This is a genomic window from Burkholderia cepacia complex sp. TUM26381 (assembly GCF_057439935.1).
The window spans coordinates 1,233,441-1,258,430 of sequence record NZ_CM172006.1; the positions used below are offsets into that span (position 1 = coordinate 1,233,441).

17 protein-coding genes are annotated in these 24,990 nt (G+C 67.1%); 11 read left to right on the plus strand and 6 right to left on the minus strand.

The features are described 5' to 3' along the window. Positions 1-20 precede the first annotated feature (20 nt). From ACWMMN_RS05955 to ACWMMN_RS05995, 9 genes are all read left to right on the plus strand, one after another. The gene (locus ACWMMN_RS05955) at positions 21-815 is read left to right on the plus strand and encodes an ABC transporter ATP-binding protein (protein ID WP_059235287.1); all 795 of its coding nucleotides are present in this window, start codon (positions 21-23) and stop codon (positions 813-815) included. A gap of 22 nt (positions 816-837) precedes the next feature. Beyond that, entirely contained in the window at positions 838-1,878 is a 1,041-nt protein-coding gene (locus tag ACWMMN_RS05960; protein WP_059235285.1) for a GlxA family transcriptional regulator, read from the plus strand. Between the two features lie 1,035 nt (positions 1,879-2,913). After that, a complete protein-coding gene (locus ACWMMN_RS05965) occupies positions 2,914-4,146 on the plus strand; it encodes an aspartate aminotransferase family protein (RefSeq protein ID WP_043182068.1) in 1,233 nt (410 codons plus the stop codon). 30 nt (positions 4,147-4,176) lie between these two features. Next, the gene (gene aruF, locus ACWMMN_RS05970; RefSeq protein ID WP_059235281.1) at positions 4,177-5,229 is read left to right on the plus strand and encodes an arginine/ornithine succinyltransferase subunit alpha; all 1,053 of its coding nucleotides are present in this window, start codon (positions 4,177-4,179) and stop codon (positions 5,227-5,229) included. Next, complete coding sequence (gene astA, locus ACWMMN_RS05975) at positions 5,226-6,257, plus strand: arginine N-succinyltransferase (RefSeq protein ID WP_059235279.1); 1,032 nt, start codon at positions 5,226-5,228, stop codon at positions 6,255-6,257. Before aruF ends, astA begins: the two co-directional genes overlap by 4 nt. A 7-nt stretch (positions 6,258-6,264) precedes the next feature. Next, positions 6,265-7,728, plus strand: a complete 1,464-nt coding sequence (gene astD, locus ACWMMN_RS05980) for a succinylglutamate-semialdehyde dehydrogenase (protein WP_059235277.1) — start codon at positions 6,265-6,267, stop codon at positions 7,726-7,728. Between the two features lie 14 nt (positions 7,729-7,742). Further along, positions 7,743-9,083, plus strand: a complete 1,341-nt coding sequence (astB, locus tag ACWMMN_RS05985; RefSeq protein ID WP_059235275.1) for an N-succinylarginine dihydrolase — start codon at positions 7,743-7,745, stop codon at positions 9,081-9,083. A gap of 7 nt (positions 9,084-9,090) precedes the next feature. Then, positions 9,091-10,134: a succinylglutamate desuccinylase gene (gene astE, locus ACWMMN_RS05990; protein ID WP_059235273.1), complete on the plus strand. Its 1,044-nt coding sequence runs from the start codon at positions 9,091-9,093 to the stop codon at positions 10,132-10,134. A 280-nt stretch (positions 10,135-10,414) separates the two neighbouring features. Then, positions 10,415-11,209, plus strand: coding sequence for an ABC transporter substrate-binding protein (locus ACWMMN_RS05995; protein WP_059235270.1), 795 nt, complete (start codon positions 10,415-10,417; stop codon positions 11,207-11,209). A gap of 92 nt (positions 11,210-11,301) precedes the next feature. Here the strand turns inward: ACWMMN_RS05995 and ACWMMN_RS06000 are convergent, their stop codons facing one another. Next, positions 11,302-12,792, minus strand: a complete 1,491-nt coding sequence (locus ACWMMN_RS06000) for an HDOD domain-containing protein (protein ID WP_486423089.1) — start codon at positions 12,790-12,792, stop codon at positions 11,302-11,304. A 25-nt stretch (positions 12,793-12,817) separates the two neighbouring features. Next, positions 12,818-14,560, minus strand: a complete 1,743-nt coding sequence (gene cdpA, locus ACWMMN_RS06005) for a cyclic di-GMP phosphodiesterase CdpA (protein WP_196486604.1) — start codon at positions 14,558-14,560, stop codon at positions 12,818-12,820. Between the two features lie 279 nt (positions 14,561-14,839). On the opposite strand from cdpA, the gene ACWMMN_RS06010 reads away from it, so the two are divergent. Continuing rightward, complete coding sequence (locus tag ACWMMN_RS06010) at positions 14,840-15,388, plus strand: peroxiredoxin (RefSeq protein ID WP_059235263.1); 549 nt, start codon at positions 14,840-14,842, stop codon at positions 15,386-15,388. 87 nt (positions 15,389-15,475) lie between these two features. Here the strand turns inward: ACWMMN_RS06010 and ACWMMN_RS06015 are convergent, their stop codons facing one another. Then, a complete protein-coding gene (locus tag ACWMMN_RS06015) occupies positions 15,476-16,105 on the minus strand; it encodes an NAD(P)H-binding protein (RefSeq protein WP_174992014.1) in 630 nt (209 codons plus the stop codon). Positions 16,106-16,434: 329 nt separating this feature from the next. Here ACWMMN_RS06015 and ACWMMN_RS06020 point away from each other — a divergent pair, with 329 nt between their 5' ends. Further along, on the plus strand, positions 16,435-17,895 hold the full coding sequence (locus ACWMMN_RS06020; RefSeq protein WP_486423090.1) for an NYN domain-containing protein: 1,461 nt from the start codon (positions 16,435-16,437) through the stop codon (positions 17,893-17,895). 75 nt (positions 17,896-17,970) lie between these two features. Here the strand turns inward: ACWMMN_RS06020 and ACWMMN_RS06025 are convergent, their stop codons facing one another. From ACWMMN_RS06025 to ACWMMN_RS06035, 3 genes are all read right to left on the minus strand, one after another. Further along, on the minus strand, positions 17,971-18,354 hold the full coding sequence (locus ACWMMN_RS06025; protein ID WP_059235257.1) for a VOC family protein: 384 nt from the start codon (positions 18,352-18,354) through the stop codon (positions 17,971-17,973). 105 nt (positions 18,355-18,459) lie between these two features. After that, entirely contained in the window at positions 18,460-21,768 is a 3,309-nt protein-coding gene (locus ACWMMN_RS06030; protein ID WP_059235255.1) for an efflux RND transporter permease subunit, read from the minus strand. Between the two features lie 104 nt (positions 21,769-21,872). Beyond that, on the minus strand, positions 21,873-24,986 hold the full coding sequence (locus ACWMMN_RS06035; protein WP_174992015.1) for an MdtB/MuxB family multidrug efflux RND transporter permease subunit: 3,114 nt from the start codon (positions 24,984-24,986) through the stop codon (positions 21,873-21,875). Positions 24,987-24,990 lie beyond the last annotated feature (4 nt).

Sequence of the window (24,990 nt, forward strand, 5' to 3'; positions counted from 1 at the left end):
TTCACTTCGAGGAGAGCCAGTTGGCCGAGATCACTCAAACGAGCGCTGCCACCAAGCTTGCGGCGCTCGACATCCACAAGCGCTACGGTGACAACGAGGTGCTCAAGGGCGTGTCGCTGAACGCGAAGGCCGGCGACGTCATCAGCATCATCGGTGCGAGCGGCTCGGGCAAGAGCACGTTCCTGCGCTGCATCAATTTCCTCGAGCGACCGAATGCGGGGCAGATCGTCGTCGACGGCGAGGCCGTGCGCACGAAGGCCGACCGCGCCGGCGCGCTCGAAGTCGCCGATCACAAGCAGTTGCAGCGGATCCGCACGAAGCTCGCGATGGTGTTCCAGCACTTCAATCTGTGGGCGCACATGAACGTGCTCGAGAACGTGATGGAAGCGCCCGTGCACGTGCTCGGCATTTCGAAGAAGGAAGCCGAGGACCGTGCGCGCGAGTACCTGGAGAAGGTCGGCTTGCCGCCTCGCGTCGAGAAGCAGTATCCGTCGCACCTGTCCGGCGGCCAGCAGCAGCGCGTGGCGATTGCGCGTGCGCTCGCGATGCATCCGGACGTGATGCTGTTCGACGAGCCGACGTCGGCGCTCGACCCGGAGCTGGTGGGCGAAGTGCTGAAGGTGATGCAGAAGCTGGCCGAGGAAGGCCGCACGATGATCGTCGTCACGCACGAGATGGGTTTCGCGCGCAACGTATCGAACCACGTGATGTTCCTGCATCAGGGGCGGACCGAGGAAGAGGGTGATCCGAAGGAGGTGCTGGTGCGCCCGCAGAGCGAGCGGCTCAAGCAGTTCCTGTCGGGCAGTCTCAAGTAACGCGACAGGGCAGGTTTCAGCCGTGGTACCGGTGTCTCGTCCCGCAGGCGCCACCCGCACGACGCAGGTGGCGATCGTTGCATTGCCGCCCGTGTCGATGTCGGGCGTGGGTCCGATCGTCGATGCGTTGAATCTGGCGAACGAGATCGACGGGCGGTTGTTGTACCGCTGGCAGGTGTGTTCGTGGGACGGGCGGCCCGTGCCGCTCGCGGGCGGTGCGCAGTGGCATGCCGATGCGGCGTTCAACGATGCGATCGCGTGCGACTGGCTGATCGTCGTGACGGAGCGGTTCCAGCAGTTTGCCGATTACCGGTTGTTTCTCGCGAGTCTCGCGCGGGTCGGGCAGCGGACGCCGGTCGTGACCGGGATTCACCACGGCGTGTGGTGGCTTGCGATGGCCGGGCAGCTTTCCGGGTATCGCGTGAGCGTGAACTGGGAGACGTATCAGCAGTTCGCCGAGCAGTTCGAGCGGTCGATCGTCACGCAGCAGATCTTCGAGATCGATCGCGATCGGGCGACCTGTGCCGGTGGGCAGGCTACCGTCGATTTCATGTTGGCCATGATTGGCCGGGAACATGGGGCGGACCTCGCGGAGCGGATTGCCGATGCACTCGGGGTCGGGACTTTGCGGAGTGGTGAGGAACGGCAGCGGATTCCTTTTGTGACTGCGCCGGGCGAGCGGCATCCTCGGTTGAACGATGCGTTGCAGTTGATGGAAGCCAATGTCGAGGATCCGCTGACTACCGATGAAATCGCCGAGTTGGTTGGCGTGTCACGCCGGCAGCTGGAGCGGCTCTTTCGACAGTATCTCGGGGCGATGCCCTCCAAGTATTACCTCAATCTTCGATTGCTCAAGGCTCGTACCCAGTTGCAGCGGACCAGCAAGTCGGTCGTGCAGGTTAGCCTCGCCTGTGGGTTTTCTTCTGCTGCGCACTTTTCTAATGCGTACCGCGAAAGGTTTGGGGTCACGCCTCGGGAGGATCGGCGAGCGTGGCTCGAGAAGCAGACTGGCGGGGGGAGTGAGCCTCGCGGGGGCGCGTTGGTCGAGCGCGGGAAGGATTGATCAAGGTTTCTGCGGGGCGCTGGTGTTTTCGCGAAGCACCTGTGATCGTGTCGGTCTATTTGCGTCGCCCCTGCGCGGGGCGGCGGTTACTTTTCTTTGTCTTGCCAAAGAAAAGTAACCAAAAGAAAGGCGCTCGGAGAACGCATGACTTCCCGGTGCCGCAGTCCACGGAGTGGACCCCGCCTAAGTGTCCGCGCCAGTCAGGATGCCGGAGTGGTTCGAGCAATGGTTCCGACACCCACCAGTACCCAACAAAGCGGTATACCGCCCGCTCGCTCCATCCTCGCTTCGCTCGGCTGCAAGATACTTCAGGTCGGGTGGTTGAGCTTGGTGCTCTCCTGTTCGGACGTGTCGCCTGCCGGGCATTTCCTCCATTCACATCATTCGTGTGACCACGTCGTTTGCGGATCGATAATTGCTCGATGGTGTGTTGGCTGCCCGATATTTATTGGCAGGGCAGCAGACCTCGTACCTATTGAAAACGGTGGTCCGTCCATGTGTGGGCGTTCGGTGATCGACGACGATTTTTGAGGGGGTGTACCTGTCGGCCGAGCGAAGCGAGGATGGAGCGAGCGGGAGGTATACCGCTTTGTTGGGTACTGGTGGGTGTCGGAACCATTGCTCGAACCACTCCGGGATCCTGGCTGGCGCGGACACTTAGGCGGGGTCCACTCCGTGGACTGCGGCACCGGGAAGTCATGCGTTCTCCGAGCGCCTTTCTTTTGGTTACTTTTCTTTGGCAAGACAAAGAAAAGTAACCGCCGCCCCGCGCAGGGGCGACGCAAATAGACCGACACGATCACAGGTGCTTCACGAAACCGCCGGCGAGCCGCCCCAAAAGCCTCCATTCACGAAACCGCCGGCGAGCCGCCCCAAAAGCCTCAAAATACCGACACCCAGCAACGAACCCACCCGCCCGAGAGGGCAAAACCAAAACCTTCCGATAGAACCCGTCGCAAATCCGCAAGACGCTTGCGTCACCCTTACCTAAACTTGATCCTGTTGAACCCTCTTACGAAACCGAAAGGAACGACCATGACGACCTCGACCGTGAACCGCCAGACATTCGACGAAGTGATGGTGCCGGTATTTTCACCCGCCCCGTTCGTGCCGGATCGCGCAGAGGGCTCCCGCGTGTGGGACACGGCCGGCCGCGAGTACATCGATTTCGCGTGCGGCATTGCAGTAACGTCGCTCGGCCACGGCCACCCGGAACTGCTGAAAGTCCTGGACGAACAAAGCCGCAAGCTCTGGCACATCGGCAACGGCTACACGAACGAGCCGGTGCTGCGCCTCGCGAAGCGCCTCGAATCGCTGACCTTCGCCGACCGCGCATTCTTCGCGAACTCCGGCGCGGAAGCGAACGAAGCCGCCCTGAAACTCGCACGCCGCGTCGCGTTCGACCGCCACGGCGCCGACAAGGCAGAAATCATCTCGTTCGTGCAGTCGTTCCACGGCCGCACGTTCTTCACGGTCAGCGTCGGCGGCCAGCCGAAATACTCGGAAGGCTTCGGCCCCGTGCCGGCCGGCATCAAGCACCTGCCGTACAACGACATCGAAGCGGCGAAAGCCGCGATCGGCCCGCAAACCTGTGCCGTGATCGTCGAACCCGTGCAAGGCGAAGGCGGCGTGATCCCGGCCGATCCGGCCTTCCTGAAGGCGCTGCGCGAAGCGTGCGACGCACACGGCGCACTGCTGATTTTCGACGAAGTGCAAACGGGCGTCGGCCGCACGGGCCAGTTCTACGCGTACATGGACACGGGCGTCACGCCGGACATCCTGACGACCGCGAAAGCACTCGGCAACGGCTTCCCGATCGGCGCAATGCTGACGACCAACGAACTCGCCGCCCACTTCAAGGTCGGCGTGCACGGCACGACGTACGGCGGCAACCCGCTCGCATCGGCCATCGCGGACAAGGTCGTCGAACTGATCGGCGATCCGGCACTGCTCGAAGGCGTGCGCGAACGCAGCGTGCGCCTGAAGGGCGCGCTCGAACGCATCAACGCACGCTTCGGCATCTTCAAGGACGTGCGCGGCAAGGGCCTGCTGGTCGGCGCCGAACTCACCGCCGCATTCGACGGCCGTGCGAAGGACTTCGTCACCGCCGCCGCCGAGAACGGCCTGATCATGCTGATCGCCGGCCCGAACGTGCTGCGCTTCGTCCCGTCGCTGGTGATCCCGTTCGACCTGCTCGACGAAGGCATGAAGCGCTTCGAGAAGGCAGTCGAACAAGTGCTCGCCGCACAGGAAGCCACCGCGCGCTGATCGGCGCCCCCATCGCAGACAGGAACGACGATGCTATTTGTTCGCCCCGGCAAACTCACGGATCTCGATGCGCTCGCGCACATGGCGCGCACCGCGCAGCCGGTCCTGCACTCGCTGCCGCACGACCGCGCGGCGCTCGAAGCGCGCGTGGCGCTCTCCGAAGATTCGTTTCGCGCGGACGTCGACTTCGCCGGCGAGGAGTTCTACCTCTTCGTGCTCGAGGATTCGTCGACGGGCAAGCTGCTCGGCACGGCGAGCATCGTGGCCGCGGCCGGCTACTCGGAACCGTTCTACGCGTTCCGTAACGACGCGCTGATCCACGCGTCGCGCGAGCTGCACGTGAACCGCAAGATCCACGCGCTCACGATGTCGCACGAGCTGACTGGCAAGAGCCGGCTCGCGGGCTTCTACGTCGATCCGTCGCTGCGCGGCGACGCGGCCGCGCACCTGATCTCGCGCGCCCGGATGATGTACATCGCCGCGAACCGACGCCGCTTCACGCCCGAAGTGTTCACGCTGCTGCTCGGCGTGAGCGACGGCAACGGCGCATCGCCGTTCTGGGAAGCGGTGGGGCGCAAGTTCTTCGGCCGCAACTTCACCGACGTCGACATCGCATCGGGCGGCCGCAGCCGCACGTTCATCGCGGAAGTGATGCCGGCCTATCCGCTCTACGTGCCGCTCCTGCCGGAAGCCGCGCAGCGCGTGCTCGGCGAGCCGAACGAAACGGCCTTGCTCGCATACGACATCCATCTCGAGGAAGGCTTCGAGCCCGACCGCTTCGTCGACATCTTCGACGCGGGCCCGGTGCTGACCGCGCAGGTCGACCGCACCGCATGCGTGAAGCAGGCGTCGGAGCGTATCGTGCGCGAGGCCGCGCACCAGCAGGGCGACGTCGCCTACATGGTGTCGACGGGCAGCGGCGAATCGTTCCGCTGCGTGCTGGCCGACCTGCCGGGCGACACGGCCGACGCGCCGCTGGCCGGCGACGTGCGCGCGGCGCTCGATGTGAAGGATGGCGATGTCGTGCGCTGCGTGCCGCTGCACCGCCGCGACGATGAAGATTTGACGGGAGACGCAGCATGATCGTCGTTCGGGTCGTACAAACGGGCGATGTCGACGCGCTCGTGTCGCTCGCGAAGGAAACCGGGCCGGGCCTGACCACGTTCAAGCCCGACCGCGACGCGCTCGCCGCGCGCATCGAGCGCTCGCGCCGTACGCTCGACGGGCAGGCGGCGCCGGGCGAAGCCGGCTACTTCTTCGTGATGGAAGAATCGAAGACGGGCGACATCGCGGGCGTGTGCGGGATCGAAACGCAGGTCGGCCTCGAACAGCCGTTCTACAACTATCGCGTGAGCACGGTCGTGCACGCGAGCCAGGAACTCGGCGTGTGGACGCGGATGTCCGCGCTGAACATCTCGCACGACCTCACGGGTTACGCGGAAGTGTGTTCGCTGTTCCTGAGCCCGCGCTATCGCACGGGCGGCGTCGGCGGCTTGCTGTCGCGCTCGCGCTTCATGTTCATCGCTCAGTTCCGCGAGCGCTTTCCGGAACGCATCTGCGCGGAACTGCGCGGCCACTTCGACGAGGACGGCACGTCGCCGTTCTGGCGCGCAGTCGGTTCGCACTTCTACCAGATCGATTTCAACGCGGCCGATTACCTCAGCTCGCACGGCCGCAAGTCGTTCCTCGCGGAACTGATGCCGCGCTACCCGGTGTATGTCGACCTGCTGCCGCAGGACGCGCAGGACGCGGTCGGCCTCACGCACCGCGACACGCTGCCGGCCCGCAAGATGCTCGAAGCGGAAGGGCTGCGCTACCAGAATCACGTCGACATCTTCGACGCGGGCCCCGTGCTCGAATGCCATGTCAACGATCTGCGCACGGTGCGCGAGAGCGTCGTCGTGCCGGTCGCGATCGGCGTGCCGGACGCACGTGAAGATGGGCCGAAGTCGCTCGTGTCGAACACGTCGCTCGGCGATTTCCGCGTCGGCGTCGCGCCGGGCGTGGTCGCGAACGGCGCGTTCGTGCTGTCGGCCGACGATGCCGTCGCGCTCGACGTGAAGGCCGGCGATCCGGTCCGCGTACTGCCGCTCAAAGTCAAACAGGGATAAACGAATCATGACGGAACTCTTCATCGACGGCGCCTGGGTCGCAGGCTCGGGCCCCGTCTTCGCTTCGCGCAACCCGGGCACCGACGAGATCGCATGGCAGGGCGAGAGCGCGTCGGCGGCCGACGTCGACCGTGCGGTCGCGAGCGCACGCCGCGCATTCGCCGGCTGGTCGGCGCTCGACTTCGAATCGCGCTGCGCGATCGTCAAGCGTTTCGCCGCATTGCTCAACGAACGCAAGGAAGCGATCGCGACCGCGATCGGCCGCGAGACGGGCAAGCCGCTGTGGGAAGCACGCACCGAAGTCGCGTCGATGGCCGCGAAGGTCGGCATCTCGATCCAGGCGTACCAGGAACGCACTGGCGAGAAGCGCCAGGACATGGCCGACGGCGTCGCGGTGCTGCGCCACCGTCCGCACGGCGTCGTCGCGGTGTTCGGCCCGTACAACTTCCCCGGCCACTTGCCGAACGGCCATATCGTGCCTGCGCTGATCGCCGGCAATGCGGTCGTGTTCAAGCCGTCGGAACTCGCACCGGGCGTCGCGCGCGCGACGGTCGAAGTGTGGAAGGAAGCCGGGCTGCCGGACGGCGTGCTGAACCTCGTGCAGGGCGAGAAGGACACGGGCATCGCGCTCGCGAACCATCGGCAGATCGACGGGCTGTTCTTCACGGGCAGCTCGGACACGGGCACGCTGCTGCACAGGCAGTTCGGCGGTCGCCCGGAGATCGTGCTCGCGCTCGAGATGGGCGGCAACAACCCGCTCGTGATCGGCGAAGTCGAGGATATCGACGCGGCCGTGCATCACACGATCCAGTCGGCGTTCCTGTCGGCCGGCCAGCGCTGCACGTGCGCGCGCCGCATCTTCGTGCCGCAGGGCGCCTTCGGCGACCGCTTCCTCGCACGCTTCGCCGACGTCACGTCGAAGATCACGGCCGACGTGTTCGATGCCGATCCGCAGCCGTTCATGGGCGCGGTGATCTCGGCCCGCGCGGCCGCGAAGCTGGTCGACGCGCAGTCGCGCCTGATCGAGCAGGGCGCGAAGCCGGTCATCGCGATGACGCAGCGCGATCCGCGCCTCGGCTTCGTGAACGCCGCAATCGTCGACGTGACGAACGTCGCGAACCTGCCCGACGAAGAACATTTCGGCCCGCTCGCGCAGATCGTCCGCTATGCGACGTTCGACGACGCGATCGAGCGCGCGAACGACACGGCGTTCGGCCTGTCCGCCGGCCTGCTGGCCGACGACGAGAAGGCATGGGAACACTTCCGCCGCACGATCCGCGCCGGGATCGTCAACTGGAACCGGCCGACCAACGGCGCATCGTCCGCCGCGCCGTTCGGCGGCGCGGGCCGCTCGGGCAACCATCGCCCGAGCGCGTACTACGCGGCCGACTATTGCGCGTACCCGATGGCGTCGGTGGAAAGCACGCAACTGACTTTGCCCGCGAGCCTGTCGCCGGGCCTGCATTTCTGATCGAGGGAACGACGATGAACGCACAAGAAGCCAATTTCGACGGGCTCGTCGGCCCGACCCACAACTACGCCGGCCTGTCGTTCGGCAACGTGGCGTCGCTCAACAACGAGAAGTCGGCCGCGAACCCGAAGGCCGCCGCGAAACAGGGGCTGCGCAAGATGAAGCAGCTCGCGGATCTCGGGTTCGCGCAGGGCGTGCTGCCGCCGCAGGAGCGGCCGTCGCTGCGCCTGTTGCGCGAGCTCGGTTTCTCGGGCAAGGACGCGGACGTGATCGCGAAGGCCGCGAAGCAGGCGCCCGAGCTGCTCGCCGCGGCGAGTTCGGCGTCGGCGATGTGGACCGCGAACGCGGCCACCGTCAGCCCGTCGGCCGACACGAGCGACGGCCGCGTGCACTTCACGCCGGCGAACCTGTGCAGCAAGCTGCATCGCGCGATCGAGCACGACGCGACGCGTCGCACGCTGTCGACGCTGTTCGCCGATCCCGCGCATTTCGCGGTGCATGAAGCGCTGACGGGCACGCCGGCACTCGGCGACGAAGGCGCGGCGAACCACACGCGCTTTTGCGCCGAATACGGCAAGCCGGGCATCGAGTTCTTCGTGTACGGCCGCGCGGAATACCGCCGCGGGCCCGAGCCGAAGCGCTTCCCGGCACGCCAGACCTTCGAGGCGAGCCGCGCGGTCGCGCATCGCCACGGTCTGGCCGAAGAAGCGACGGTCTATGCGCAGCAGGATCCGGACGTGATCGACGCGGGCGTGTTCCACAACGACGTGATCTCGGTCGGCAACCGCGACACGCTGTTCACGCACGAGCGCGCGTTCGTCAACAAGCAGGCAATCTACGACACGCTGACCGCTGCGCTCGACGCACGCGGTGCGCGCCTGAACGTGATCGAGGTGCCGGAAGCTGCCGTGAGCGTGAACGACGCGGTGACGTCGTACCTGTTCAACAGCCAGCTGCTGTCGCGCGCGGACGGTTCGCAAGTGCTCGTCGTGCCGCAGGAATGCCGCGAGAACGCGAACGTTGCCGCCTATCTCGACCAGCTCGCAGCTGGCAACGGCCCGATTCACGACGTGCTCGTGTTCGACCTGCGCGAAAGCATGAAGAATGGCGGCGGGCCCGCGTGCCTGCGCCTGCGCGTCGTGCTGAACGACGCGGAGCGCGCGGCCGTCACGTCGAACGTGTGGATCAACGACACGCTGTTCGCGTCGCTCGACACGTGGATCGACAAGCACTACCGCGATCGCCTTGCACCGTCGGACCTCGCCGATCCGGCGCTGCTCGAGGAATCGCGCACGGCGCTCGACGAGCTCACGCAGATCCTGCGCGTCGGTTCGCTGTATGACTTCCAGCGCTGAGGCACGGATGCCGCCCACCGCGCTGCTCGACGATTTTCTCGCGTTCACGCTGGACGGCAGCGTACCGGCCGAGCAGCACGGTAGCTGCGCGGGCGGTGCGGTGCGCTGGCGGTGGCCCGGCGACGGGCTGCTCGTGCTCGAACCGGCGGCAGCCGACGCGGCGGCCCGCGCGAGCGTGCTCGTGTCGGCCGGCGTGCATGGCGACGAGACGGCGCCGATCGAGCTGCTGTCGATGCTCGTGCGCGATCTCGCGTCGGGCGCGCTGCCGCTCGCGTGCCGGCTGCTCGTCGTGCTCGGCAACGTGCCGGCGATGCGCGCGGGCGAACGCTATCTCGACGACGACCTGAACCGCCTGTTCAGCGGCCGTCACGCGCAGGTGCCCGCGAGCCGCGAAGCGCCGCGCGCCGTGCAGCTCGAAGCGGCGGCCGCCGCGTTCTTCGCGGCCGCGCCGGCAGGCAGCGCACGCTGGCATATCGACATGCATACGGCGATCCGCGCATCGGTGTTCGAGCAGTTCGCACTGCTGCCGCACACGGGCACACCGCCGACGCGCACGATGGTCGAATGGCTCGGCGATGCGCGCATCGCGGCCGTGCTGCTGCATACCGCGAAGGGCAACACGTATTCGCATTTCACGGCCGAGCACTGCGGCGCGCTCGCGTGCACGCTCGAACTCGGCAAGGTGCGGCCGTTCGGCCAGAACGACCTGACGCGTTTCGCGCCGGCCGACCGGGCGGTGCGCAAGCTGGTGTCGGGGGCGTCGACGGATGTTGATGCGCGAGGCGGCCATCCGTCGCTGCCGCGCGTCTTCACGGTGATCGACCAGATCACGAAGCAGAGCGACGCGCTCGAGCTGTTCGTCGCGGCCGACGTCGCGAACTTCACCGCGTTCGCGCGCGGCACGGTGCTCGCGCAGGACGGCGACTACCGCTACACGGTGACGCACGACGAGGAGCGGATCGTGTTCCCGAATCCGACGGTGAAGCCTGGCCTGCGCGCCGGTCTGCTCGTGATCGACACGACGCGCGAGACGATTGCGGCACTCGTCTGACCGATCGGTACGGCCGCACTCGGCGTGCGACCCCGCCTTGCGTATTTGCGACATCGTCTTGCAAGTTTGGCGGCCGGCCCGGCCGGCGTTGCGTGCGCACCGCAGCATCGTGCGCCGACGGCCGCTTTGCCATACCGGGCCGCGCGGATTGGTACAATCGCGGCCTTGCGGCTGTTGCGCCGCATCACGGCGCGGCAGCCGCATTGCCGTGGTCATCTGACCCTGCAATGATGCATGCGCCCGTAGTTTCGGAACATTCGAGTATCGAGGAGAACACCTGATGAAGTTGGATTGGCGTAAAGTGGCCGCGCATGCGGTGGTGGCGGCATCGGCGGTGGCGGCAGGCAGCGCGGTTGCCGCGGATCTCAAGGAGATCCGGTTCGGCGTCGAGGCCTCGTACGCACCGTTCGAATACAAGACGCCCGACGGCAAGCTGACCGGCTTCGACATCGACATCGGCAACGCGGTGTGCGCGAAGCTGAAGACGAAGTGCGTGTGGGTCGAGAACGACTTCGACGGCCTGATCCCTGCGCTGCAGGCACGCAAGTTCGACGCGATCAACTCGGACATGACGATCACCGATCAGCGCAAGCACGCGATCGCGTTCACCGACCCGATCTATACGATTCCGAACCAGCTGATCGCGAAGCAGGGCAGCGGCCTGCTGCCGACCCCGCAGTCGCTGAAGGGCAAGCGCGTCGGCGTGCTGCAGGGCACGATCCAGGAAGCGTACGCGAAGAAGAAGTGGGCGCCGGTCGGCGTTGAAGTCGTGCCGTACCAGACGCAGGATCTGGCCTATGCCGACCTGAAGTCGGGCCGTCTCGACGCGACGTTCCAGGATTCGGAAGCTGGCTCGAAGGGCTTCCTGACGAAGCCGCAAGGCCAGGGCTTCGCGTTCGCGGGCGGCACGGTCAGCGACACCGAGATCCTCGGCTCGGGTGTCGGCTTCGGCCTGCGCAAGAACGACGCGGCGCTGAAGACCGCGCTCGATCAGGCGCTGAAGGACCTGAAGGCCGACGGCACGATCGACAACCTCGCGAAGAAGTACTTCAGCGTGCCCGTGACGCTCAAGTAAGCGTTTCGTTCGAACGCACGATGCAAGCAAACCGGCCGCTGATGCGGCCGGTTTGTTTTTGCGGAGCGCAAACGCCGGAGGCGGCCCGGGCGTCAGCCGTGCTGGGCGGGGAAGAACCGCCCCAGCTCACGCGCGAGCTCGTTGAGGATGCTCATTTCCTGTTGCGAGATCTTGCGGGCCGGCTGCGCGCCGGCCCAGTCGCCGTACAGCAGCGCGACCGTGGTCGTATCGACGCGCACCGGCAGCAGCACGAACGCACGCGTGTCGTCGAACACGTCGAGGTACCACGCGGGCAGGCGCTTGAGCATCTTCGGTTCCTGCGCCTGCTCGATGAAGATGCCGACCGAATTGGTGATCGCGAGATGGAACACGTCCGGCTCGAAGCGCTCGTCGAAGCGCAGCCGGTAGAGCGCCGCGTCGACGCCGGGACCGAAGCCCAGGCGCGCGGCGAAGGTGCCGTCGTCGTGCCGGACGAACATCACGGTGCGCGTGAATGCGAGGCTGGCGAGCAGGCTTTCCGACGCGAGCGCGAGCACCGGCGTCAGCACATGCTCGGACGGCAGCGCACGCAGGTCGGCGAGGCCGGCTTCGAGGCAGGCCTCGGGTTCGGCCTGCGCGCGCGCGATCGCATCGGCGTTCGCGCGCAGTTCGACGATCTCGCGCATCACCGTGTCGCTCGCTTCCTCGTGCGCGAGCTGCTCGGCGATCTCGACGAGTGCGTCGGGTTCCGTGTCGAGCGCCAGCGCATAGTGCTGCGCAAGCGCGTCGATGTGCGCATCGCGCTGCGGACTGTCGGGCATCGCGAGCACGCTTGCGACGTCGGTCGAGCAGCGGCTCACCGCACGCAGCCAGTTCACGCGCTCGATCCGCTCCTCGTCGGCGGGGAGTTCGCGGCCGAATGCGTCGACGCGGTTCAGATGGTGGTGATCGTCGGCGATGCCGTCCCGGATCGTGTCGGGCAGCCGCCAGCGCGTGGCCGCCTCGAGCCCGATCTCGTCGAAGCCGACGCCGAGCACGGCGACGCAGGCGGCCGATTCGTCGCCATGCATCTCCGCTGCGCGGCGGCGGATCTTGTCCCATTCGCTGTCGAGATAGCAGACCACCAGCAGCTTGCCGACCTGGCGCATCAGCGTACAGACGACGGCTTCCTCGCCCGCGCGCAGGTCGGCGCGCTCGGTGAGCTTGCGTGCGACGCAGCCGGACAGCAGCGCACGGTTCAATTCCAGCTTCGCGTCGATGCGCCGCGGCGTGCTGTGGTGGAAATGGTCGACGAGCTTCAGCCCGACGACGAGATGGCCGACGGCGTCCATGCCGAGCACCATCAGGGCGCGGGTCACGGTCGTGATGTTGCCGCCGAACGCCATGTACATCGCGGAATTCGCGAGCCGCAGCACTTTCTGCGTGAGCGCGAAATCCGACAGCACGACGCGCACGAGCGCGGTGAAGTCGAGGTCGTCGTTCTTCATCGCGGCCATCGTGGCGCGCAGCGATTCCGACAGCAACGGGAAATCGCCCCGTTCGTTCATCCGGGCCCACAGCTTGTCGAGCAACGCAGTGCGGGGCAGGTGTTCGGTGATTGACATACGGATCTGTCCGGTTCGCCGCGCGTCAGGCGGCGGCGTGCAGGTGCAGCTGCTGCGCCTCGAAGCGCCGCGCGAGCTCCTCGGACGGCAGCGCCTGGCAGACGAGCCAGCCCTGGATGTGATTGCAGCCCATCTCCGTCAGCAGCTCGCGCTGCGCCTCGGTCTCGACGCCTTCGGCGACGAGCTCGAGATCCAGTGTTTGCGCGAGGCCGACCACTGCCGACACGATCGCGCGGTCGTTGCGCGACGTCAGCAGGTTCTCGACGAAGCTGCGGTCGATCTTCAGCTTCGCGAGCGGGAAGCGCTGCAGATAGGCGAGGCTCGAGTACCCGGTGCCGAAATCGTCGATCGCGAAGCGGATGCCGAGATCGGTCAGCTCCTCGAGCAGCACTTTCGCGTGCGCGGGATCGTGCATCAGCAGGCTTTCGGTGATTTCGAGCACGATGCGGCGCGGGTCGATGCCCGTCAGCGCGATCGCCTCGCGCACGCTCTGCGTGAAGCGCGGGTCGCGGAACTGCTGCGGCGACACGTTGACGGCCACGTATTGCAGCGCGAGCCCCTGTCCGTCCCAGGCAACGAGTTGCATGCACGCGGCCTTGAGCACCCAGTTGCCGAGGTAGTTGATCAGGCCGATCGATTCGGCGAGCGGAATGAAGGTCGCGGGCGGCACGAGGCCGTGCACCGGATGGCGCCAGCGGATCAGCGCCTCGACGCCGACCACCGCGCCCGACTGGCTGCGCGTGATCGGCTGGAAATGGAGCGAAAACTCGCCGTTGCGCACGCCGTCGTACAGGTCGGCTTCGAGCTTGAGCCGCTCGGCGTCGGCCGGATCGTCGACGGGCGCATGGAAGGCGAGCGCGTTGCCGCCCGATGCCTTCGCTTGCGCGAGCGCATGGTCGGCGCGGCGCAGCAGCGGACTGTGATGCTGCGCCCGATGCGGCGCGGCACGTTCGTCGGGGTAGAGCGCGATGCCGATGCTCGCCGACAAGTGCACGGTCTGCCCCTGGTACACGTAGGGCTCGCGCACCGCGGCCTGCAGCCGGCGCGCGAGCGCGTCGGCGGTATTGCTCGCCTGCGTGCGGCCGGAGGCGCTCAGCACGACCGCGAACTTGTCGCTCGCGACGCGCGCGAGCTGCTCGTTCGGCGTGACGAGCGCCTTCAGCCGCTGCGCGGTCTCGCGCAGCAGCGTGTCGCCCGCGTCGTAGCCGAGCGCGCGGTTGATCCGCTGGTAGTCGTCGAGGTCGAGCAGCAGCAGCGCCGCGCAGGTGCCGTCCTCGTCGGCGGTCTGCTGCGCGCGCATCAGCGCCGGCACGAGCGCGGACAGGTTGTCGAGCCCCGTCATCGGATCGTGGTGCATTTCATACGTCAGCTTTGCTTCGAGCGCGCGCCACGACGACACGTCGAACGCCGCGATCGCGAAGCCGTCGACGCCGTGATGGCGGCTCTTGAACGCGCGGATCTCGACGTCCAGCGGGTAGGTGAGCGACTTGACGATGCACATCGTCGCCTTCTCGACCTGGCCGGAACGCGCGGCGCGGGCAAGCAGCCCTTCGAGCGCCGGGGTATCCTGTTCGGCGATGAGGTCGCGCAGCGTCAGCGTGTGCAGATAGTCGCGGTGATAGCCGATGAAGCGCAGGCTCGCGTCGGAGACGTACAGAAAGCGCAGCTCGCGGTCGACATGGGCGAGGAAGTCCACCGTGCCGACCGTCTGTTCCAGCCAGTTGCGCACGGAATCGTCGCGGCGCGGCGCGCCGGCGCGCGCGGGCATCAGCGCGCCGCCCGACCAGGCGAAGCGGCGCAGCGTATGCAAGGCGCTGCGCCAGGAGCCCTTGCGTGACGTCTGTTTCCTGTTGGCTTCCATGTTTCTCGCTGACGTGAAGGGCTGGAACCGGTTGTCCGCAAGGAATAACGGCAGACTGTGCGGAATCTTTAACGGACCGGCCGCGGCTGGCGCTGCCGGCGGTCCGGATCGTATGCGCAGGTGTTCGACAGGCGAACGCCTACGTGGCCTACATCGAGGCTGACTTTATAAGAAATGAGGACGCAGATGAAGCGAAAACTGTTGCTGGGCGCCGTTGCGGCGCTGGTGGCCGGCCATGCGCTGCTGGCGCAGGCGGAACTGAAGCCGGGCGCCGCGGCGCCCGATTTCACGACGCAGGCGTCGCTGGGCGGCAAGACTTACACGTACTCGCTCGCGGACGCGCTGAAGCAGGGGCCGGTCGTGCTGTACTTCTACCCGGCCGCGTTCACGAAGGGCTGCACGATCGAGGCGCATGCGTTCGCGGATGCGGTCGACCGTTACAAGGCTTACGGCGCGACGGTGATCGGCGTGTCGGCCGACAATATCGACACGCTGACGAAGTTCTCGGTGAGCGAGTGCCGGAGCAAGTTCCCGGTCGCGGCCGACCCGGACGCGAAGATCATCCGCGAATACGACGCGAAGCTGCCGGCGCTCGACCGCGCGAACCGCGTGTCGTACGTGATTTCGCCGGAAGGGAAGGTTTTGTACGAGTACACGAGCCTGTCGCCCGACAAGCATGTGGAGAACACGCTCGCCGCCGTGAAGGCGTGGGCCGACGCGCATCCGAAGCAGTAAGCGGCGGCGCCTGGCGTGAAAGCGGCCCGTCGTGCGGGCCGCGGGCATGCGCGTACGCGCCGCCGGGCGGCGGCGCGCGGCGGGGCGTTATGCGCGCAAGGCCTGTTCGATCGGCACGCTGCCGCCGACGAAGCCGACGATCTTGCGCGAGATGCCGAGCTTGATCGCCTCGATCGCGGCCCAGGCAACGTCCTGGCGCGACACGGGCGGTGCGGGATCGAGCCATGCGTCGGTCAGCGCGATCTTGCCGACGCCCGGATCGTCCGTGAGCGGGCCCGGGCGCAGGATCACGTAGTCGACACCCGACGCGATCACGCGATCGTCGCCTTCGCGTTTCATCTGCGAATAATGGCGAATGGCATCCGGCGCCTGCTCGGGCCGGTAAGCCGACAGCGAACTGATCACCACGAGCTTCTGCGCGTTGTAGGCCAGCGTGTATTCGGCCGCGCGGGCCACCGCGTCGCGGTCGACCTGTTCCTCTTCGGCCGCGCCCTCCGATTCGGCCGAGCCGGCCGCGTAGATCACGTGCGTGATGCCCTGGAATGCGTGCGAGAAATCGTTCGTCAGATCGGCCTCGGCGACCCGTGCGCCCGCCAGCGCATAGCCGTGGCGGCGCACGAGCGCCGTGACCTCGAACTCCGGCTGCTTGAGCAGCAGATCCGCGCAGGCCTGGCCCGTTCGGCCGGTCGCGCCAATCAGCAGTACCTTCGTTGTCATGAAACCGCTCCTTGCTCGATGCGTCATCCATCCAGATAGGGACGGACGACGGATAACTCAAGTGTAATGTCGAATTGGCCCGGCCGCGGGTGCGTATTAAGGGGCGTACCGGCATCGGGCGTACCGGCATCGGGCGTACCGGCGTCGGGTATATCGGCATCGGGCGCAAGCAGGGCGGCGCGGGCACGCGATCTGCGGTGTCGCGGCTGGCGGTCGGGCGTTCATTCATGCAACGGATGCGGGAATGACGCGCCGACCGGCTATCATGTGCGCGATGGATTTTTCGCCGTGACGCGTGATAACGCGCCGGCCCACCGGTTGGAGTACACATGGCATTACCCCTGGACAACGTCAGCATGGCCGTGTTCTGCGACTTCGAGAACGTTGCGCTCGGCGTGCGCGACGCGAAGTACGAGAAATTCGACATCAAGCCCGTGCTGGAGCGCCTGCTGCTGAAGGGCAGCATCGTCGTGAAGAAGGCCTATTGCGACTGGGATCGCTACAAGGGCTTCAAGGCGTCGATGCACGAGGCGAGCTTCGAGCTGATCGAGATTCCCCACGTGCGCCAGTCGGGCAAGAATTCGGCCGACATCCGGCTCGTCGTCGACGCGCTCGACCTCTGCTACACGAAGTCGCACGTCGATACGTTCGTGATCATCAGCGGCGATTCCGACTTTTCGCCGCTCGTATCGAAGCTGCGCGAGAACGCGAAGAAGGTGATCGGCGTCGGCGTGAAGAAATCGACGTCGGACCTGCTGGTCGCGAACTGCGACGAATTCATCTTCTACGACGACCTGGTGCGCGAGCAGCAGCGCGCGCTCGCGAAGCGCGAACAGCAGCAGCGTGCGGGCAACGGCGGCGCGAAGCGGTCCGACGAGCCGTCGTCGCGGAAGCACGACCTGGACGCACGCAAGGCCGAGGCGATCGCGCTGGCGGTCGAGACGTTCGATGCGCTCGCATCAGAGCGCGACGACGTCGGCAAGATCTGGGCGTCGGTGCTCAAGAGCGCGATCAAGCGCCGCAAGCCGGATTTCAACGAGTCGTACTACGGGTTCCGCGCGTTCGGCAACCTGCTCGACGAAGCGCAGGCGCGCGGCCTGCTCGAAGTGGGGCGCGACGACAAGTCGGGCGCATTCGTGTCGCGGGCCCGCCAGCCGGCGGTCGTGGAGCATGTCGCGACGGGCGGTGAAGGCGGCACGCACGGCGGCGCGCACCACGGTCACGGTACGCGTGCGGCCGAGCCGGCGCGGGCCGGGCGCAATGCGCAACGTCGCGGGCAGCGGGCGGAAGCGGTCGTGCACGAAAGCGTGCAGGTCGAGGCGGACGAGGAAACGGTTGCCGAGGCCGTCGAGGCGGTGACGCCGCCGGCTGAAATAGCCGAAGCGGCCGACGCGCATGGCGATGCGAAGGATGGCCGCAAGCGTGCGCGCAAGAGCGCGGCGAAGAAGACCGGCGCGAAGAAGGGCGTGGCCGCGAAGGGCGCGGGCCGTCACGCGGCCGGGAAGAGCGGCGACGCTGCCCGCGATGCGGCGACGCACGCGCACGGCAAGCATGCCGACGACGCGCACCGCGACGCGGAGCAGGGCGGCGAGCGGCACGTCGCGGTGGCGCACGCCGAGCCGGCAGCCGGCGATGTCGGCGGCGAGGTTGCCGCCGCCCAGCCGTCGCACGACGCGGCGCCGGCCGAAGCGGCTGCCGAAGGGCCGGCTGCTGCCAAGAAGAAGCCGGCCCGCAAGGCGGCACCGCGCGCGCGCCGTCCGCGCAAGACGGCGGCCGACGCTGCCGAGTAACGCCGGCCGGGTGCCTTCCCGGGCGGAGCGGCACCCGCACCGCGATACGGGCCGGCGCAATGCCGGCCTGCCGCGCTAGCCGTTCAGCGCATACGGCCGCGTCATCACTTCGAGGAAGTGGCCGTCCGGATCGTCGAAGTACACGCCGCGTCCGCCGTTGTGGCGGTAGATGTCATCGGGTTGCCGCTTCGCCGGATCGGCCCAGTGCGCCAGCCCGCGCTCGCGGATGCGCGCCAGCACGCGATCGAAGCCGGCTTCGTCGAGCAGGAACGCGTAATGCTGCGACCGGATTTCCCCCGCCTGTTCGTAAAAATCGAGCGACACGCCGTTGTCGAGCGCGACGACCAGCATCGCGCCGAACGGCGTCGGCGGCGGCAATTCCAGGAGTTCGGTGAGGAAGCGGCTCGACGCACGCTTGTCGCGGCACCAGACGATCGTATGGTTCAGCTGGACGTTCATGGTGTGTCCCCGTGAAGGGCCCCGCGGTGGGCATGGACTCACGATAGCCGATCGTCGCTGGCGTTCAAGCGCAAAAAATGGCCGCCCACCGGGCGGCCGCTTTCATCACTCGCCGGCGACTGCCGGCCCGCCGGTATTGCCGCGGCGGTTGCGCCGCTTCTCGCCCCACACGCGGAACCGGTCCATGTACAGGTAGACGACCGGCGTCGTATAGAGCGTCAGCACCTGCGACACGATCAGGCCGCCGGCGATCGCGATCCCGAGCGGCGCGCGCAGCTCGGCGCCGTCGCCGCTGCCGAACGCGAGCGGCAGCGCGCCGAGAAGCGCCGCCATCGTCGTCATCATGATCGGGCGGAAGCGCAGCAGGCACGCCTCGTGGATCGCGTCGAACGACGATTTCTGGTTGTTGCGCGTCTGGTCGATCGCGAAGTCGACCATCATGATCGCGTTCTTCTTCACGATGCCGATCAGCAGGATCACGCCGATCAGCGCGATGATGCTGAACTCGGTCTTGAACAGCAGCAGCGCGAGCAGCGCGCCGACGCCGGCCGACGGCAGCGTCGACAGGATCGTGATCGGGTGGATGTAGCTCTCGTACAGGATCCCGAGCACGATGTAGACGGCCAGCAGCGCGGCGAGGATCAGGATCGGCTGGTCGTTCATCGACTGCTGGAACGCCTGCGCGGTGCCCTGGAAGCTGCCGACGATCGTCGGCGGGACGCCGACCTGCGCCATCGTCTGGTAGATCACCTGCGTCGCCTGCGACAGTGACACGCCCGGCGGCAGGTTGAACGAGATCGTCGTCGCGACGAACAGCCCCTGATGGTTGACCGACAGCGGTGTCGTGCTCGGCCCGAACGTCGCGATCGCCGACAGCGGGATCATCGTCGACTTCGACGTCGACACCGACGCGCCCGACGACGCGCTCGACTTGCCGCTCGCCGCGATCGAGTTGAGCGCCTGGTTGCGCGCGGAATCGGACGCGATCGCCGCGGCGCTTTGCGTGGCCGTGCCGGCGCTCGACGTGCCGGCCGACGTCGCGACATAGGTGCCGGCCGCCGCGTTGGTGGTCTGCGAGCCGTTCGCGCTGCCGCCCGACGTGCTGATCCACACCTGGTTCAGCATCTCGGGGCTCTGCCAGTATTTCGGCGCGACTTCCATCACGACGTGGTACTGGTTCAGCGGGTTGTAGATCGTCGAGACCTGGCGCTGGCCGAACGCGTCGTACAGCGTGTTGTCGATCTGCGCGGGCTTGATGCCGAAGCGCGCGGCCGTCGCGCGGTCGATCGTCACCATCGCCTCGAGGCCGCCTTGCTGCTGGTCGGAGTTCACGTCGGTCAGCTCCGAGCGCTTCTGCAGCGCCTCGGTCAGGATCGGCCCCCACTTGTACAGGTCGGCGCTCGAATCGCCGAGCAGCGTGAACTGGTACTGCGCGTTGCTCTGCCGGCCGCCGACGCGGATGTCCTGCGCGGCCTGCAGGAAGGTGCGCGCACCCGCGACGTCCGCCAGCGGCGGGCGCAGCTGCTGGATCACCTGGTCGGCCGACAGCTTGCGCTCGGTGCGGTCCTTCAGCGTGACGAACATGAAGCCCGAGTTGGTCTGCGTGCCGCCGGTGAAGCCCGCGACGCTCTTCACGTTCGGGTTGCTCTGCACGATCCGCATCATCTCGGAGAACTTCAGCTTCATCGCCTGGAACGACGTCGACTGGTCGGCCTGGATGCCGCCGATCATCAGCCCGGTGTCCTGCTGCGGGAAGAAGCCCTTCGGCACGACGATGTACAGGTAGACGTTCAGCCCGATGGTCGCGAACAGCGTCAGCAGGATCAGCAGCGGCCGGCGCAGCGCCCACGACAGCGAGCGCTCGTAGCCGCGCTGCATGCGCGAGAAGCCGCGCTCGAGGAAGCGCCCGAAGCGGCCTTCGCTTTGCGGGTCGTGCGACTCGGGCAGCAGGCGCGCGCACATCATCGGCGTGACCGTGAGCGACACCGCGAGCGACACGGCGATCGCGAGCGACAGCGTCAGCGCGAATTCGCGGAACAGGCGCCCGACGATGCCGCCCATCAGCAGGATCGGCAGGAACACCGCGACGAGCGAGATGCTCATCGACAGCACCGTGAAGCCGACCTCGCGCGCGCCGTCGAACGCGGCCTGCATGCGCGACTTGCCGTTCTCGATGTGCCGCGAGATGTTCTCGAGCACGACGATCGCGTCGTCGACGACGAAGCCGGTCGCGACGATCAGCGCCATCAACGACAGGTTGTCGATCGAGAAACCGAGCAGGTACATCGCGCCGAACGTGCCGATGATCGAGATCGGTACCGCGACACTCGGGATCAGCGTCGCGCGCCAGTTGCGCAGGAACAGGAACACGACCATCACGACGAGGCTGACCGCGATCAGCAGCGTGTGCTCGGTGTCCTTCAGCGACGCGCGGATGGTGGTCGAGCGGTCGAGCACCGGCGTGACCGTGATGTCGGCCGGCAGCGACGCGGTGAGCTGCGGCAGCGCCGCGCGCACGCGGTCGATCGTGTCGATGATGTTCGCGCCGGGCGAGCGGTAGAGGATCACGAGCACCGCGCGCTTGCCGTTCGACAAACCGAGGTTGCGCAGATCCTCGACCGAATCGACGACGTCCGACAGGTCGGACAGCCGCACGGCCGAGCCATTGCGGTAGGCGACGACGAGGTCGCGGTATTGCGACGCCTGGGAGGCCTGGTCGTTCGTATAGAGCTGGTAGTGCTGCGGGCCGAATTCGATCGCGCCCTTCGGCGCGTTGGCGTTCGCGGAAGCCAGCGCCGCGCGCACGTCCTCGAGGCCGATCCCGTAGTGGAACAGCGCCTGCGGTTCGAGCTCGACGCGCACGGCCGGGTTCGCGGAGCCGCTCACCGTGACCTGGCCGATCCCGTCGATCTGCGACAGCGACTGTTGCAGCACCGTCGACGCGGAGTCGTACAGCTTCGCGGGCGACGACGTTTCCGACGTCAGCGACACGATCATGATCGGCGAATCGGCCGGGTTGACCTTGCGGTAGGTCGGGTTGCTCTTCAGCGCGGCGGGCAGGTCGGCGCGTGCCGCGTTGATTGCGGCCTGCACGTCGCGCGCCGCGCCGTCGATGTCGCGGTTCAGGCCGAACTGCAGGATGATCCGCGCATTGCCGACCGTGCTCGTCGACGTCATTTCGGACACGTCGGCGATCGAGCCGAGGTGCCGCTCGAGCGGGCTCGTCACGCTGGTCGCGACCGTTTCCGGGCTCGCGCCCGGCAGCGACGCCTGTACCGAGATCGTCGGGAAGTCGACCTGCGGCAGCGGCGACACCGGCAGCTTGATGAACGCGAACAGGCCCGCGAGCGCGACGCCGAGCGCGAGCAGCGTCGTCGCGACGGGGCGGGTGATGAAGGGGCGCGACAGGTTCATGTCGGCACTCGCTGGGCCGCCGCGTGTTCCGACGGATGCGTTTTCGGGAGATGGGGGGGCTGCGCCCCCCCACGCGAACGAAGTGAGCGTGGGGGTCGTTTCATTTACGCATCCGTGCGCGTGTCGGCACCGGGGCCGTGGCGTTCGAACCAGCCGCGCACGCGGCGCGCGAGCGAGTCGAAGCCGAGGTAGATCACGGGCGTCGTGAACAGCGTCAGCACCTGCGACACGATCAGGCCGCCGGCGATCGCGATCCCGAGCGGCTGGCGCAGCTCGGAGCCCGCACCGGAGCCGACGATCAGCGGCACCGCGCCGAGCAACGCGGCGAGCGTCGTCATCAGGATCGGCCGGAAGCGCAGCAGACACGCCTGGTAGATCGCCTCGCGCGGCGGTTTGCCTTCGACGCGTTCGGCTTCCAGCGCGAAGTCGATCATCATGATCGCGTTCTTCTTCACGATACCGATCAGCAGCACGATGCCGATGATCCCGATGATGTCGAGGTCGTGCCCGGTGATCATCAGCGCGAGCAGCGCGCCGACGCCGGCCGACGGCAGCGTCGACAGGATCGTGATCGGGTGGATGTAGCTCTCGTACAGCACGCCGAGCACGATGTACATCGTGATGACCGCCGCGAGAATCAGGAACAGCTGGTTCGACAGCGATGCCTGGAACGCGAGCGCCGCACCCTGGAAGCGCGTCTGGAACGACGCGGGCAGGTTGATGTCCTTCTCCGCGGCCTCGATCGCCTTGACCGCTTCGCCGAGCGACGCGCCCTGCGCGAGGTTGAACGAGATCGTCGTCGACGGGAACTGCGACAGGTGCGCGACCAGCAGCGGCGACGGCCGTTCGTGGAACGACGCGATCGACGACAGCGGCACCTGGCCGCCACCGGCCGACGGCAGGTAGATGTCGTTCAGCGATTGCGCGTAGTGCTGCTCCTTCGGCTCCGACTCGAGAATCACGCGGTACTGGTTCGACTGCGTGAAGATGGTCGACACGATGCGCTGGCCGAACGCGTCGTACAGCGCGTTGTCGACGGTCGCCGGTGTGATGCCGAAGCGCGCGGCGCTCGCGCGGTCGATCTCGATGTACACCGACTGGCCGTTGCTCTGCAGGTCGGTCGCGACGTCGGCGAGCGACGGCTCCTGCTGCAGCCGCGCGACGAGCTTCGGCACCCAGGTCGCGAATTCGTCCGAGTTCGGGCTCGTCAGCATGAACTGGTACTGCGTCGGGCTGACGGTCGAATCGATCGTCAGATCCTGCACCGACTGCATGAACAGCGAGATGCCGGTGATGTTCGACACGCGGTGCTGCAGGTTGCGGATGATCTGCGCGGCCGTTTCGGAACGGTCGTCGCGTGCCTTCAGGTTGATCAGCATCCGGCCGCTGTTCAGCGTGATGTTGCTGCCGTCGACGCCGATGAACGACGTCAGGCTGTCGACGTTCGGATCCTTCAGGATCTCGGCCGCGAGCGCCTGCTGGCGTTCGGCCATCGCGCCGTACGAAATCGACTGCGGCGCCTGCGTGATCGCCTGGATCACGCCGGTGTCCTGCGCGGGGAAGAAGCCCTTCGGCACGTACACATAGAGCAGGGCGGTCAGCCCGAGCGTCAGCAGCGCGACGACGAGCGTCGAGCGCTGGCGGTTCAGCACCCATTCGAGCGCGACCGCGTAGCGCGCGATCACCCAGTCGATTGCGCGGTGCACGCGTGCCTCGAAGCGGTGGCTCTCGGGCGGCGGCGAATGGCGCAGCAGCTTCGCGCACATCATCGGCACGAGCGTGAGCGACACGATCGCCGAGATCACGATCGTCACCGCGAGCGTGATCGCGAATTCGTGGAACAGGCGCCCGACCACGTCGCCCATGAACAGCAGCGGGATCAGCACCGCGATCAGCGACACCGTCAGCGAGATGATCGTGAAGCCGATCTGCCGGGACCCTTTCAGCGCGGCCTCGAGCCCCGTTTCGCCTTCCTCGACGTAGCGCGCGATGTTCTCGATCATCACGATCGCATCGTCGACGACGAAGCCGGTCGCGATGGTGAGCGCCATCAGCGACAGGTTGTTCAGCGAGAAGCCGGCCATGTACATCACCGCGAGCGTGCCGATCAGCGACAGCGGCACCGACAGGCTCGGGATGATCGTCGCGTAGACGTTCGCGAGGAACAGGTACATCACGAGCACGACGAGCGCGACCGCGAGCAGCAGCTCGAACTGCACGTCGCGCACGGCCGCGCGGATCATCGTCGTGCGGTCGGTGACGATCTCCACGTCGAGCGCGGCCGGCAGCGTTTCCTGCAGCTTCGGCAACTGCGCCTTGATCGCGTCGACCGTCTGGATCACGTTCGCGCCGGGCTGGCGCTGCACGTTCAGGATGATCGCGGGGTCCGAATTCACCCACGCGCCGAGCTTGGTGTTCTCCGAGCCGGCGACGACCGTCGCGACGTCGGTCAGCATCACCGGGCGGCCGTTCTTGTACGCGACGACCGCGCTGTTGTACTGGTCGGCGCTCGTCAGCTGGTCATTCGCGTTGATCGTGTACGCGCGCGTCGGGCCGTCGAAGTTGCCCTTCGGCGTGTTCACGTTCAGGTTCGAGATCGTCGTGCGCAGGTCGTCGAGGTTCATCCCGTACTGCGCGAGGGCGGTCGGGTTCGCCTGGATCCGCACGGCCGGGCGGTTGCCGCCCGACAGGCTGACGAGACCGACGCCCGCGATCTGCGAGATCTTCATCGCGAGGCGCGTGTCGGCCAGGTCCTGCACCTGCGTGAGCGGCAGCGTCTTCGACTTGACGGCGAGCGTCAGCACCGGCGCATCGGCCGGGTTGACCTTCGCGTAGATCGGCGGGGCTGGGAGGTCGGACGGCAGCAGGTTGCCGGCCGCGTTGATCGCGGCCTGCACTTCCTGTTCGGCGATGTCGAGCGGCAGGTCGAGCGAGAACTGCAGCGTGATCACCGACGAGCCGGCCGAACTCTGCGACGACATCTGGTTCAGCGACGGCATCTGCCCGAACTGGCGTTCGAGCGGCGCGGTGACCGACGAGGTCATCACCTCCGGGCTCGCGCCCGGATAGAAGGTCTGGACCTGGATCGTCGGATAGTCGACTTCCGGCAGCGCGGCGAGCGGCAGGAAGCGCAGCGCGACGAGACCGGCGAGCAGGATCGCCGCCATCAGGAGCGCGGTGCCGACCGGCCGGAGAATGAAGAGGCGGGATGGATTCATCGAG